Origin of the sequence: Oligoflexus sp. (assembly GCF_035638955.1) — a bacterium.
Lineage (GTDB): Bacteria > Bdellovibrionota_B > Oligoflexia > Oligoflexales > Oligoflexaceae > Oligoflexus.
In genome coordinates this window covers 1-13,696 of the sequence record NZ_DASQYZ010000155.1, presented here as the reverse complement: position 1 = coordinate 13,696, position 13,696 = coordinate 1, and the positions used below count along the sequence as shown (strand labels likewise).

At 52.5% G+C, this 13,696-nt stretch carries 10 protein-coding genes; 6 read left to right on the top strand and 4 right to left on the bottom strand.

Features of this window, described 5'->3' with window-relative positions; genetic code table 11:
• Positions 1–25 precede the first annotated feature (25 nt).
• Positions 26–1,069 (top strand): phosphatidate phosphatase App1 family protein, encoded by a 1,044-nt coding sequence (locus tag VE954_RS14525; protein WP_324953941.1) that lies wholly within the window; start codon positions 26–28, stop codon positions 1,067–1,069.
• Positions 1,070–1,122: 53 nt separating this feature from the next.
• The gene (mprF, locus tag VE954_RS14520) at positions 1,123–3,681 is read left to right on the top strand and encodes a bifunctional lysylphosphatidylglycerol flippase/synthetase MprF (protein WP_324953939.1); all 2,559 of its coding nucleotides are present in this window, start codon (positions 1,123–1,125) and stop codon (positions 3,679–3,681) included.
• Positions 3,682–3,739: 58 nt separating this feature from the next.
• Here the strand turns inward: mprF and lon are convergent, their stop codons facing one another.
• From lon to tig, 4 genes are all read right to left on the bottom strand, one after another.
• The gene (gene lon / locus VE954_RS14515) at positions 3,740–6,271 is read right to left on the bottom strand and encodes an endopeptidase La (RefSeq protein ID WP_324953937.1); all 2,532 of its coding nucleotides are present in this window, start codon (positions 6,269–6,271) and stop codon (positions 3,740–3,742) included.
• A 219-nt stretch (positions 6,272–6,490) separates the two neighbouring features.
• Complete coding sequence (gene clpX / locus VE954_RS14510) at positions 6,491–7,792, bottom strand: ATP-dependent Clp protease ATP-binding subunit ClpX (RefSeq protein WP_324953935.1); 1,302 nt, start codon at positions 7,790–7,792, stop codon at positions 6,491–6,493.
• Positions 7,793–7,854: 62 nt separating this feature from the next.
• Positions 7,855–8,454: an ATP-dependent Clp endopeptidase proteolytic subunit ClpP gene (gene clpP / locus VE954_RS14505; protein WP_324953933.1), complete on the bottom strand. Its 600-nt coding sequence runs from the start codon at positions 8,452–8,454 to the stop codon at positions 7,855–7,857.
• Between the two features lie 345 nt (positions 8,455–8,799).
• Positions 8,800–10,089 carry a trigger factor gene (tig, locus tag VE954_RS14500; RefSeq protein WP_324953931.1) on the bottom strand — a complete coding sequence of 430 codons (1,290 nt, stop codon included), beginning with the start codon at positions 10,087–10,089 and terminating at the stop codon, positions 8,800–8,802.
• 227 nt (positions 10,090–10,316) lie between these two features.
• On the opposite strand from tig, the gene VE954_RS14495 reads away from it, so the two are divergent.
• The 4 genes from VE954_RS14495 to VE954_RS14480 all read left to right on the top strand — a co-directional run.
• The gene (locus tag VE954_RS14495) at positions 10,317–10,607 is read left to right on the top strand and encodes an Hpt domain-containing protein (RefSeq protein WP_324953929.1); all 291 of its coding nucleotides are present in this window, start codon (positions 10,317–10,319) and stop codon (positions 10,605–10,607) included.
• Positions 10,608–10,694: 87 nt separating this feature from the next.
• Entirely contained in the window at positions 10,695–12,704 is a 2,010-nt protein-coding gene (locus tag VE954_RS14490; protein ID WP_324953927.1) for a hybrid sensor histidine kinase/response regulator, read from the top strand.
• A gap of 144 nt (positions 12,705–12,848) precedes the next feature.
• Positions 12,849–13,319 (top strand): hypothetical protein, encoded by a 471-nt coding sequence (locus VE954_RS14485; protein ID WP_324953926.1) that lies wholly within the window; start codon positions 12,849–12,851, stop codon positions 13,317–13,319.
• The coding region (locus tag VE954_RS14480; RefSeq protein ID WP_324953924.1) for a hypothetical protein at positions 13,309–13,696 on the top strand (388 nt) is incomplete at its 3' end. The genes VE954_RS14485 and VE954_RS14480, both read left to right, overlap by 11 nt.

Sequence of the window (13,696 nt, the reverse complement as noted above, 5' to 3'; positions counted from 1 at the left end):
ATCGATTCACCTGGGAGACTCCACCTTGCCTATCCGTACGATTGGAATCTCGGTCCTTCTTTGCTTTTTCTGCGCGTTATCGGGCCTTGGTCAGGCGCAGACCCTGAGTCAGGATGAAGACGTCATTGTTTTTCCATCGTTTGCCTACGAAGGAAAAGATCAGACCGTGCATCTCAGTTTTCATGCCTGGGTTTTTGAGCCTGAACCCGATTCCCTTTGGCGCCAATCGCTCGTTCGATCCTTGAAGCCGTTTTTCCCTGCCGGTCAAACTCCCGAAGAAAGTCGCACGCTGCAAAGGCGGCTTCATGGTTTCACCTCGGACAATGAGCGGCATAAAAAACTGCAGGTGCGCCTCGGCAGCCAAACTCTGGATGCCGGAACCACGGGCAGCGATGGGCATGTTCAAACAGAATGGAACCTGACGCTGCCTGGTCCGGACCGCGCCGCCCTCGAAGCCGGTCAGCTCACCCTGGGTTGGGATAAGGGGGGACAGGCCAAACCCCTTTGGATACCCAGGCAAGGTCTGTCTGTGGTTTCCGATATTGATGACACGATTAAAATAACTCAGGTTCTGGATCGCAAGGCTCTGATTGCCAATTCCTTTAACAGGGAATTTCAACCGGTCCCCGGTATGCCCGATCTGTATAAGAAGCTGGCGAATCAGGCGGCTGTTTTTCACTACGTTTCCGCTTCGCCTTGGCAGCTTTACCCGGATCTGCAGGAATTTGTATCCCGGCATTTTCCGAGCGGGACGCTCTCACTCCGCAAACTGCGTTGGAAGGATTCCAGCGGCATTGATTTCCTTTGGAGTGATTCCATGCTCTATAAAACGTCAACGATCGCGGAGCTCATGCAGCGTTTTCCCGAGCGCAAATTCCTGCTCGTTGGTGATTCCGGCGAAAAGGATCCTGACGTTTATGAGACGATACGCAAGCGTTTTCCCAAGCAGATCGTGGGCATTCTGATCCGGATTCCGCCGGAGCAGAAGACCACCAAACGGAAAGCCGGGATGGAATACTTCCGGGATGTGGCCGATGCGGAGAAGGCCCTGAAACGCTGGGGGCTTTAGGGCAAGAATGCTAGGATGGTTCCCGAGTGAGACTGGTTCTGAGGGGATCTTCCATGCTTGATTTGCGTGCTCTTATGAAAAAAATGGCCTTTTTGCGCCCGACAGGAAAAGTTGTCGGTTTGTTCCTGTTCGGTCTGGCCCTCTGGGTGATGCAGAGGATCCTGAAGACCCAGGATTTTCAGGCCATTGGGGTCGCCCTGGCTCAGATTCCACCGTCCTCCATCGCCTTGAGTTTGGCCGCGACGATTCTCGCCTATATCTGTCTCATAGGACTGGATCGACTGGCGCTGAAGAGTCGAGGGCATGAGTTATCCTGGCGCCGTCTCTCACTTTCAGCGGGAGTGGCTCATGCTTTGGGCAACAGTCTGGGGCTCTCGGCGGTGACCGCGAGTGCGGTTCGTTTTAATTTTTATGCCCGCTGGGGCCTGACAGGAAAAACGGCCGCTGCGACGGGCGGTATCGCCTCTCTTAGTATTTGGTTGGGCTTTTGCCTTCTTCTCCCGCTCCTTCTTGGTCTGCAGCCACCGACTTATTTTATTCCCATGGCAGGAATCTGGGCCCTCGGCCTGGGTGCAGTGGTGATCATCGCATGCTTTCTCAGTCTATGCCGAGGCCAGCGGGACGTACGACTGCGCCGTTGGAAATTTACTTTCCCGCGATTGTCGATTGGCCTTCTGCAAATTCTGTTCGGCGCCGCCGAATGGATTTTTTTCGCTTTGGTTTTGTATGGAGTGATGCCGGAGGCGAGTCCTGTATCTTTTGTTGAGCTGCTGCAGTATTTTTGTTTGGCGCAACTCGCAGGCGTGATCAGCCAGGTTCCTGGAGGACTGGGAGTCTTTGATGGTGCCATGCTATGGCTGCTGTCACGGGCTGCGCCTGGGATGGAATTCCTCGGTTCGCTCGTGGTCTTTCGTGCCCTTTTCTATGCCTTCCCCTTGGTGATCGCGGCGACGACTTTGGCTGTTTATGAATACAGACATCGACGCGAAGAGATTGCACGTGTGAAAGAGGCGGCTCAGGTTTATGCGTCGGGTATTGTGCCGATGATATTTGCCGCTTTGGTGTTTATGTCCGGCATGGTTCTTTTGATTTCAGGAACAACGCCGTTCTCTTATCTCCCCTGGTTGGAAAACTATCTCCTCCTGCCCGTGGTCGAAGTTTCCCATTTTCTGGCGAGCCTGGCTGGACTGGGACTTTTGTATCTGGCCTGGGGCTTGAGTCGCCGCCTGGATGCCGCGTATCTGCTCACGGTCGGGACGCTGGCTTTCGGTTTGATCGTTTCGGTACTGCAGGGCGCAAGTCCCGCCACACTCAGTGCCTTGCTTGTGGAACTCATCATCCTCATTCCCAGCCGGCGTTATTTTTATCGGAAGTCATCACTTCTGCAGGTTTCCTTCAGTTTCGATTGGATGATTGCCATCCTTCTGGTTTTGGTGGGAACGTTCTGGCTCGGCAATTTTTCGTATAAGCACATCGATTTTTCCGAGGACCTTTGGTGGAAGTTTGCCGTCAATGACGATGCGCCGCGGTTCTATCGCAGTATGGTCGGCGTGGCTATTGTCGCGTTTTGTTTCGGCGCCTGGCGATTGTTTCGTGTGGCCCAGCCCGAAAGGATTCCGGTCACGCCGGCTGATCTTTCGAAGGTTACGGCCATCGTGGAAAAAAGCCCCTCCACCCATGCGAAGCTCGCGTTTCTGGATGATAAGTCTTTTTTCTTTAACGACACCCAAACCACGTTCCTGATGTATGCCGCTCAGGGTCGCAGTTGGATCGTGATGGGGGATCCGGTAGGACCCGAGTCGGAATGGGCCGATCTGATCTGGAAATTTCGTGAGCAATGCCGCCACTACACCGCAAGACCGGTCTTCTATCAGGTGCAGCCCGAGAATCTGCATCTCTATTTGGATCTGGGTCTAAGCATGGCCAAGATCGGTGAGGAAGCCTTGGTGCCTCTGGCCAAATTCAGTCTGGTCGGTTCATCCCGCCAAAAACTTCGCAGCACGCTCAACAAAGCTGAGAAAGAGGGTCTGCAGTTCGCCCTCTTGAATCGCGAGGAAGCGCGGGAGCTTTTGCCTGTGTTCAAAACAATATCGGAGGATTGGATGGCCTCCAAGAACGCTGCGGAAAAAAGTTTTTCCCTGGGTCGATTCGATGAAATTTACCTGGCCCATTTCCCTTTTGCAGTGGTGAAGGTCCAGGGTGAAATCGTGGCCTTTGCCAATCTTTGGGTCAGTGCGGATCACAATGAGGTATCACCAGACCTGATGCGATACAGCAATAGCGCGCCTCCGGGGGTCATGGACTATCTCTTTTTGCAGATGATCCTCTGGGCGCAGAAGGAAGGTTTTCGCCACTTCAGCCTTGGAATGGCGCCGCTGTCCGGCCTGAAACAACAGCGCTTCGCTCCCCTGTGGCACCGCCTCGGTCGCCTGGTCTTTCGTTACGGCGAGCATTTTTATAATTTCCAGGGTCTGCGCCGCTTCAAGGATAAGTTCGAACCGGAGTGGCGGCCGATTTATATGGCCATTCCCAGTCGGATGTCCTTGCCGAAAGTTCTGAAGGATTTGGTTCTGCTCGTCGGTGGGGGAGCCAAGGGTGTGCTGAAGAAATAAAAAAGAAGGGCGGGGTATAAACCCGCCCTTCAGCTAAGTAACGTGCAGGAAACAGGAGTCAATGCGCAAAGGACAGCTCGTCGGTCTCGGCTTCTGTCACTTTTTTCAGCTTCTCAAACAGTTCATCCTGAACCTCGTTGCTTTGATCTGGATGTTTCCAGACCAGAGCGTGCATCAGAACGTGGTCCATATGTTCCACGGCTACGATGGTGAGGTCTTTCAGAATGTTCTTTGGAATGTCGATCAGATCCTTCTCGTTTTCCTTCGGCAGAATAATCTTCTTAATTCCACCGCGGTGAGCCGCAAGAATCTTCTCTTTCAAACCACCGATGGGCAGCACGCGGCCACGCAGGGTGATTTCACCGGTCATCGACACATCTTTGCTCACAGGGCGGTGGGTCAAGGCACTGGTCAAAGCGGTGGCCATACAGATACCAGCGCTGGGACCATCCTTGGGAATCGCACCCTCTGGAACGTGGATGTGCAGATCCACCTTGGTGTAGAAATCTTCGGCAATGTTCAGGAACTTGGCTCGTGAACGCACATAGCTGAGTGCGGCCTGAGCGGATTCCTGCATGACTTCACCGAGTTTACCGGTAATCGTGAGCTTGCCACTGCCGGGCACCACAGCCACTTCGGAAACCAGAAGATCGCCACCGACTTCGGTCCAGGCCATCCCCGTACACATCCCGATTTCGTGATGATCGTTCTGCTGGCCGATACGATAGCGGCGCGGCCCGAGGTACTTGTTCACCGACTTTTCGTTGATCTTCTCGCTGATGCTGTTGGCAGCAATCTTCAGCTTTTCCTTCAGCGGCTTCATTTCCTTGCCTTCGTTACCCGGCCTGGCCTTGAGTTCGTCGTGGGCATCGCCCTCGATTTTCTTCATGTGCTTGCGGGCCACTTTACGGCAGATCGAAGCCAGTTCGCGTTCCAGGTTACGCACACCGGATTCGCGGGTGTAGTAGCGAATCAGTTCGTGCGTAGCCTTGGGCACAAAGGTCACGTCCTGTTGGTCCAGGCCGTTTTCCTTGAGCTGCTTGGGAATCAGATACTGAGTCGAGATCGCAACCTTTTCCTCTTCGGTGTAACCCGACAGCGAAATCACTTCCATACGATCCAGCAAAGGCCGGGGAATGGTGTGCAGTGAGTTGGCCGTGGCGAGGAACAGGACGTTCGACAGATCATAATCCAAATCCAGATAATGATCGTTGAAGGTGTGGTTTTGCTCCGGATCCAGAACTTCAAGCAAAGCCGACGATGGGTCGCCGCGGAAGTCCTGGGACAGCTTGTCAATCTCATCGAGCAGGATCACAGGGTTCGATTTACCAGCCTTTTTCAGGGCGTGGATGATCTTGCCGGGCATCGAACCGATATAGGTTCGACGGTGACCGCGGATTTCCGCTTCGTCGCGTACGCCGCCAAGGGCAACGCGGACGAAGTTACGACCGGTGGCTGTGGCCACGCTGCGGGCCAATGAGGTTTTACCAACACCGGGAGGTCCGACCAGACAAAGGATAGGGCCCTTCATGTTGTCGACCAGAACACGGACGGATAGATACTCAAGGATACGATCCTTGACCTTCTCCAGACCGAAGTGATCCCGGTTCAGAACGTCTTCGGCATACACAGTGTCGCGGATTTCTTCCGAGAAATCCTTCCACGGAAGCGAGAGCACAGTGTCGATGTAATTGCGGACCACAGTGGCTTCCGCAGACATCGGGGACATGTGCTTCAGTTTCTTGACTTCCTTGTTCAACTTTTCGCGAGCTTCGTCGGTCAGCTTGCGAGTTTTGATCGCGTTTTCCAAGTCCGAAATCTCCTGACGGCCGTCATCGCGGTCGCCGAGTTCCTTTTGGATGGCCTGCATCTGCTCGTTCAGATAGTACTCTTTCTGAGTCTTTTCCATCTGACGCTTGACGCGAGCGCGGATCTTTTTCTCGACCCGCATGATTTCGATTTCCGATTGGATATAGCCATAGAGATCTTCCAGACGTTTGGCTGGATTGGTTTCTTCCAAAAGGCGTTGTTTGTCCTGAAGCTTCAGGTTGCTCAGGTGAGCCACCAGGGTATCTGCCAGTTTCGATTCGTCTTCCATGGAAGCGATCGAGAGCAGCATCTCGGGTGGGATGCGTTTGTTCAAACGCACATAGTTGTCAAAGGACATCTTAACGGTGCGGACCAGGGCTTCGTTCTCGACACCCGCGGACTTTTGTTCTGGCAGCGCTTCGGCTTTCACCAGGAAGTAGTCTTCGGTTTGCACGTATTCCGTAATACGTGCCCTTTTCTGACCTTCGACCAGTACCTTGACTGTCCCGTCGGGGAGGCGTAAAAGCTGCAAAATTGTGGAGATAGTGCCGATGGCATAGATATCCTCGGGCGCCGGCTCGTTGGTTTTGGCTTTAATCTGCGCTGCAAGCAGGATCTCTTTGTTCGTACTCATTGCCTGCTCGAGCGCCTGAATCGACTTCTCACGACCGACAAACAAAGGCACGACGGTCGATGGAAAGACCAGGATGTCGCGCAGAGGAAGCAATGGTATTCTGACGGCCTCTGGCTTGCTAACAGGGTCTTTGGACTCATCCGACATTCTGTCTGCCTCCTCATGAGTGATCGCACACCAGTCCCTGTCAGGCTTGGTGCCGTTCAATCTTACGCTCTACTTGATGATCTCATATAAGTATCTTAGCGCAATAAAATCGAGGAAGACAGCCCTTATTACTCGCCGCCAAAATTTAAAAAAGGCTCTTTCGAGCCTTTCTTTTAAAACTGTTGAGATTGGTTGGGGGGAAGAACTTGCGGGTTTAACTCAAGTCGAACCCGTACCGAAGTCCCGGTCTTTCGTTTCGCGCGCAGCGGCTGCGGTGATTGCAGCCAATTCTTCCGGCGTGCGATAAACGAGAATGGCTTGCGCACCATTGAGTATAAGCTCCTCCGTAATCACCACCTCTTTGATGGATTTCTCGGAAGGGATTTCATACATGATCTCAAGCATCGACTCTTCCAGGATCGCACGCAGACCGCGGGCTCCCGTCTTGCGTTTCAACGCTTCCTTCACCACGGCACGCATAGCGCCCTCGGTGAATTTGAGATTCACGTTTTCGAAATCGAAGAGCTTCTGGAACTGTTTAACAATAGCATTCTTCGGCTTCGTGAGAATGTCGATCATCGCTTCTTCAGTCAGACTTGCCAGAGAGCAGATCACGGGCAAACGACCGATAAACTCAGGAATAAGGCCGAATTTCGCAAGGTCACCAGTTGTGACTTTGTTCAGGAGCTCGGTAACGTTGCGCTCACGTTTGCTTTGGATCTCTGCGCCGAAGCCCAGAGAGCTCGTTTCAATCCGCTGCGCAACGATGTCTTCCAACCCGGCAAAGGCTCCACCGCAGATGAAGAGGACATTGGACGTGTCCACTTGCAAGAACTCCTGCTGGGGATGCTTGCGGCCACCGCGGGGAGGAACGTTGGCGATCGTACCTTCAATAATTTTCAATAGGGCCTGCTGGACACCCTCACCCGACACGTCGCGGGTAATCGATGGGTTGTCACCCTTACGAGCGATTTTATCAATCTCATCGATATAGGCGATGCCACGTTGCGCCAGTTCAACATCGTAGTCGGCGTTCTGGAGCAGGTTCAAAATGATGTTCTCAACGTCTTCGCCGACATAACCCGCTTCAGTGAGGTTGGTTGCATCGGAGATGGTGAAGGGAACGTTCAGAATCCGCGCCAGGGTTTGCGCCAGCAGCGTTTTACCGCTACCAGTAGGACCGATCAGAAGAATGTTGGACTTGGTCAGTTCCACTTCATCGCCCGTCGACTTGTGATCGATACGCTTGTAGTGGTTATGCACCGCGACAGAGAGGATCTTCTTGGCTCGCTCCTGGCCGATAACGTACTCGTCGAGGATGCGCTTGATATCCTTCGGGTTCGGTATCTTGTTGCTGGTGTTCAGCAGTTCTTCTTTCTCGACTTCCTCGGCGATAATGTCATTGCAAAGCTGAATGCATTCGTCGCAGATATAGACGTTCGGACCTGCAATCAGCTTTTTGACTTCTTTCTGACCCTTACCGCAAAAGCTGCAATGCAAACCGCTGTCTTTGCTGGCCATAGAATTGCTCTCCCTTTAGGCTCTCTGCCAAGTCTGTCTAGTATAGACCGACGGGGCCTCGATTAATCTTTCTTCGGTTTTTTTCCCGGAGAGATGATGTGATCGACGATCCCGTATTCCTTTGCCTGCTCTGCCGACAGGAAGTAATCGCGGTCGATATCTTTAGTTATCTGGGCCTCGGAACGACCGGTATGCTTGGACAGAATACCCGTCATTTTCTTCTTCATATGGATGATTTCCTGCGCCTGGATATCAATGTCCGTGGCCTGGCCACCGGCACCGCCCAGAGGCTGGTGGATCATGATTCGAGCGTTCGGCAGAGCGTGACGCTTGCCCGCGCTACCCGCAGCCAGGAGCCAAGCCCCCATTGAACAGCACTGACCAATGCAATAGGTCCGGATGTCCGGACGAATCAACTGCATACAGTCATAGATGGCCAATCCGGCTGTGATAGACCCCCCGGGCGAATTGATATAGATACTGATGTCCTTTTCAGGATCCACGCTCTCGAGATACAGAAGCTGCGCTACAATGGTATTCGCAACTTCATCGTAAATCGGCGAGCCCAGCATCACGATCCGTTCCATAAGCAAGCGGGAATATATATCCCAGGCTCGCTCCCCTCGGTTCGTTTGTTCCACGACAGTTGGTATGATGGCCATTCCCACTTCCTTATCCAGCACGGGGTTTAGCTTCGTGTATCGAACCACAAAATCTGTTGCAGTTGTCAATACATACATGCTTTAACTTAAGCCACAACTCAGCCAAAGACAAGATGCTTCCTAACGCCGAACCGCAATTGGTTCCACGCCGCGTCCCTCATGGCTTTCACCAACAGGGTGAATAAAACCATATAAGTTTTCGACGGACGGCTAGAAGTCTTTAGAAGAAAAAAAATCCTTCCTTTTTGGGCAGAAGATAGGCTTTGAAGTCGACGTAAAAAAAAACTCCAGTCCTGCTTTGGACTGGAGTTTATTCTAGCAGAAAGAATTTTTGAAATTAAACACTTAAGTGGAGGGACGGGTCTCGGTGACCTTGGCACTGTCGATTACGAAGTCCAAAGCTTTCTTGAAAAGTAGTGATTCACGGGCGTGCGGACCCATGGAAGCTTTGATGCTGTCGACCAGCTTGGCATCCAATTCCTTGCCGCCATTTCCGCCGCCGACCAGCTCTTTGACGTAGGAGTCAAAGTCAGCGTCGTTCACGGTAATACTTTCCGATTTGATGATTTCAGAAAGAATTAGCGTGTTCTTGGCTCTTTGCTTGGCGGTGTCACGCAGGCGTTTGCGCTCCTCTTCATTGGCCTTGGCCGCTTTACGCTGCACATCGTTCTCGAATTCCATTTCGTCGAACATGCTGTCGATCACCTGATCCACCATCGAGGGTGGCACTTCAAAGTTGTTCGCAGCGGACAGTTGGTCGAATATGGCGGTTTCGAGCTGACTGCGCTTGGCGCCTTCTGCCTGGCGCTGCAAACGGTCACGGATATTGGCTTTCAGCGCATCCAGGGAATCAACACCCATGTCCTTGGCCAGCTCATCATTAATTTCTGGTAGCACGATCTCAACGATTTTTTCCAATTTGACTGTGCATTGAGCGGTCTTGCCAACTTTGCTCTTGTCGTTGACATGCTCGGGCACCTGAATGGACAGCTGCTTGTCTTCGCCAGCTTTCATACCCGTGAGAGCCTCTTCCAGCTCAGGCAGGAGGTATTTTTTGCCTAGCTCAACCGGAACGCTTTCAAAACTGAATTCAGGGAAGGTTTCACCATCGACCTGGGCTGTCTGCGAGATAGTCACCATATGGTTGGGACCGGCCGCAGTGCCTTCATCCGTGTCTTTAGTCTTGGCGTGGCGGCGCTGAATCATTTCCAATTCGCGCTCGACATCAGAATCACCGACTTCAGAGCCTGGTGCTTCAAGACTGAGGCCTTTGTAGCCGTCGATTTTCAGTGCAGGCAGGATATCAACCAAAGCGCTGAAGCTGTAGTCATTATCTTCTTTAGGAAGATCCATGGTTTCCAGCACTGGTGCGGCGATAGGGCGCAGAGACTGCTGCTCGATGGCACTGAACAGGTGATTGCGAACCAATTGATCGGCGACATCGTAGGCAATCGAAGATCCGTACATCTTACGGATGACATTCATAGGGGCCTTGCCGGGACGGAATCCATTGATGCGAGCTTTCTGCTGCAGCTTGCGGTACACGGAATCGAAAGCGCTCTTAACATCAACGGCCGACAGTTCCACCTTGATACGGCGTTGGACCGTGTTTACTTCTTCGACTTGTGCCTTCATATCAACCTCTGATTAAGGCAAAGCGACGCTGTTTGTTCGTCCCAGGTGCTGTGCCTGGCTCATCGCTCTGCTGGATGCTACGTAAGCAGCGGACGGCACGCAGGCGGTCAGCCACCAGAAAAGTTTGCAAATTATAGAAGCTCCCCCGACTTTGTCAACCGGAGGTCGAGGACCTAAGCTATAATATAAAGGAAGCTGGTGATCCATTATGGCAAGGGAGGGCCTGGATGATCGTCGAAGTCGATAAGGAGCTGGAGGATGTCTTTCCTCGCTACCTTCGTAACCGCGAAGAAGACATGGTGAAAATCCAAAGCGCTCTGGAGAAAAAAGATTTTGAAACTTTGCGCCAAATAGGTCACAAGCTCGCCGGCAACGCATCTGGCTACGGTTTGCTTGGTTTAGGCGAAATGGCCAAAGCCCTGGAGCATGCCGCTGGAAGTCGCCAGTATGATAACTGTCGGAATGTGATCAGTCAAATGAAAGCTTATCTCACGGACCTCCAACCTAAATTCGTCTAAATTTTCCAAATCAGCAAAGCCACCAGCTTGAACCCGGAACCCTGCAGACCGATAAGCCTTTCTGCTGCGGTGTAAAGAGGGTCAAGAATGCAAGTCTGGTGGCAGCCTCGTCGGCTCCAATTTTTTCTGACGGCGCACCTGTTCGGGGTGGGGCTGATCATTCTTCTTTTTGTCTCGTGGCTCTCCATCCGCCAGTCCGCACATTTTCTGCAGTCGATGACGGAAGAGGCTGCGAATAAATCCCTATCCATCTCGATGCTGATGGTCCAAGGCTGGTCGAATCAGGTTGAGGCTGCTCCGGACATCGCACGCCAACGTCAGGAACAACTCAAACACATTGCTTCGGGACACTGGGCGACCATTCTTGTTTTGAAACCGGATGGCACCTTGATCGCGCATTCTCCTTTTGCGAACGATCGTCTTTATGCAAAAACGGGGCGTGATCGCAATGTATTTCTGCATCAGGACTGTTTTCTGCGTTGCACGGTGCAGGCGCTGCAGGATCGATTTGGTAACCTTCAGACCTTGAATGGCTCCCACACGCTGCAGATTCATGACAGCGCCGGTCCACTTTTTGCGGCGGTTTCGCGGGTTCAGGATTTGATTGTGGTGACCATCGCACCCGAAAAAAATTATGAGCAGCTGCTCCAGGATTCGGCCACCAGTCTTGTGCTGGCCTTGCTTGTTCTCCTGGTGGTTGTGCTCGCTTTTAATTTTCTGGTCGGCTCCCAGGTTACGCGTCCCATTCTGCAGCTGAATAATGCAGCGGCTATCCTGGAGAGCGGCGACTTTCGTTCTCTGTTAAATTCGGAGCGGGAGGACGAGATCGGACAGCTGGGCCGATCCATGGGCAGCATGGCCCGCCGATTGAAGGATTCGGTACGGGATTTGGAAAACCAGGTGGAACGACGGACGGCGGACCTCAAGGATATCATCGAAAAATATGCCGAAACCAACAAGGCCCTGGAGCGCAACAACGCGACCAAGGATCGGATCTTTTCCATCATCGCCCACGATTTGAAAAGTCCTTTCAATGCTCTGAAAGGCTATAGCGGCATCATCAGCGACAGTCTCGATTCGTTAGGTCCCGAGCAGCTGCGGGAGATGGTCGATAAGATTTCTGTGTCAGCCGAAGAAGCGCATGGTCTTTTGGAGAATCTTTTACAGTGGGCCCTGGTGCAAACCGGAGGCATGCGGGTCAAATGGGAAAATCATAACCTGCGGGAGATCGTCCTGGAGGTTTTTGATCTGATGCGCGTGAATGCCAAGGTGAAAGGCATTCGCCTCGACATTCAACTCAGCCCTGATATTTGGGTCTATGCCGATCGCATGATGGTGTCGACCGTGATCCGTAACCTCGTGGCCAACGCCATTAAATTCACGCGCTCGGACGAAGGTTATATCCTGTGTCGCGCCACGGATGATCGCGATCGCATCCTGATGATGATCGAGGACAATGGTGTTGGCATCGCGCCGCTGCATATTGATAAGCTCTTTCAAAGGGACGGTTGGTTCAGCGAAAAAGGCACCAAGGACGAGCGTGGTACCGGCCTCGGCCTTGGACTCTGTCGCGAGTTTATCAGTTTGAGTCAAGGCAAGCTCGAAGTGGAAAGCCAGCTCGGCAAGGGCACCCGATTTTTTGTGAGCTGGAAAAAGGGCCAGGCTCCGGCGCAGGATCTGGATCACAGTATCGAGCGCCCACTGAGTATTCTTTACATCGATGACTCCGAAGATAATCATGATCTGGTTCGGATCTATCTGAAAACGTTCCCCTGGCAACTCACCTTTGCCGAGGATGGGCAGAAGGGTTTTGAAGCCTTTAAAAAAGGCCATTTTGATATCGTTCTCATGGACCTCAACATGCCGGTCATGGGTGGTATCGAATCCACCCGTTTGATCCGTGAGCATGAGCATAATGAACATCTGACCCGTGCGGTGGTGATCGCCTTTACCTCATCTGTACTACAGACCGATATTGATGCTGCTATTCAGGCTGGTTGTGATTCCTATCTCGTCAAGCCCATCAAGAAACAAAACCTGGTGAATATTATCAGCCGGCTGATGAAGAATGTGCGGCAACGCGGTCCAACTGCGTAAGCCATGTCCCTCTATCTCTCCTGGTTTACAAATCACTGCAATATTTCTCAAGGTGTGGTTCCCATGAGCTTCGGATTCGTACCCTGAATCCACGCCATTCAACCTGGAACCAATCCCGTTGCAAGCCGGGACAAGGAGAAATGCATGAATTTATTTCAGATCATTAAAATAGCGGCAGCCTTTGCGGGCATCACTGCCAGCCAATATGGTCAAGCATGTTCCTGGAGGAAACCCCATAAATGCCAAATCAAGGATATCGTGGAGCCCGTGGCAGAAGCTGCTGGCGACGTTCTAGGTGGCGTTTTGGAAACCTCGGGTTGTGTCGCTGCCTCGACCTTGTCGCCCTTGGTCCTGGCCAGCATGGACCCCTACAAAAGGGAACTGAGTGGCAACAGCCGGGGGCGCATGCCGATTCCTGCCTGTCTGCACGGCGTGATTGACAAACACTATGGCATTGATCCCAATTGGGTTGAAGTTCATCAAAGTGTCTCCGGGACGCCTCCTGATACAGCCATTACGCTGGATAATAAGATCTTCTTCCCGACCTACATTGATATCGAAAATAGCGAGCATGACCTTGCCTGGCTGTTGCATGAACTTCAGCATGTGGCATAAAAAGGGCCGGAAGGCTTTCCTAGTCGAATACATCTGCAATTCCGGCCAGGAGCTGGGAAAGCTCAAAAAATTTAATATTCATGATTCACTTCGTTTGGAACGAGATGCGGATCGGAAGGCAGATGCGGCGTTGGCCGAAGGTCTGTACGATTGCGGCCATATCAGTGCTGCGGAGACACAATATTTGAGTCAAGGCGGATCTCTCTACGTGACTCATAACGGTATGCTCCAGTGCGTAGCGGCGTCTTCGCCTAACGCAGCCAAGAAAATTCTGGGCCCTTCAGACTGGTCTGGGGCGACGTCTTCGGCCATGCTTGGTGACAATCTTTATGTGATTCAAGCCAACAGGTTGCATAAAGTGGATCGCGTGTCCGGAC

Excerpts from the sequence above, each read along its gene's own strand:
- mprF (WP_324953939.1), top strand. The coding sequence starts at position 1,123 with ATGCTTGATTTGCGTGCTCTTATGAAAAAAATGGCCTTTTTGCGCCCG.
- lon (WP_324953937.1), bottom strand. The coding sequence starts at position 6,271 with ATGTCGGATGAGTCCAAAGACCCTGTTAGCAAGCCAGAGGCCGTCAGA.
- clpX (WP_324953935.1), bottom strand. The coding sequence starts at position 7,792 with ATGGCCAGCAAAGACAGCGGTTTGCATTGCAGCTTTTGCGGTAAGGGT.
- clpP (WP_324953933.1), bottom strand. The coding sequence starts at position 8,454 with ATGGCCATCATACCAACTGTCGTGGAACAAACGAACCGAGGGGAGCGA.
- tig (WP_324953931.1), bottom strand. The coding sequence starts at position 10,089 with ATGAAGGCACAAGTCGAAGAAGTAAACACGGTCCAACGCCGTATCAAG.
- VE954_RS14495 (WP_324953929.1), top strand. The coding sequence starts at position 10,317 with ATGATCGTCGAAGTCGATAAGGAGCTGGAGGATGTCTTTCCTCGCTAC.
- VE954_RS14490 (WP_324953927.1), top strand. The coding sequence starts at position 10,695 with ATGCAAGTCTGGTGGCAGCCTCGTCGGCTCCAATTTTTTCTGACGGCG.
- VE954_RS14485 (WP_324953926.1), top strand. The coding sequence starts at position 12,849 with ATGAATTTATTTCAGATCATTAAAATAGCGGCAGCCTTTGCGGGCATC.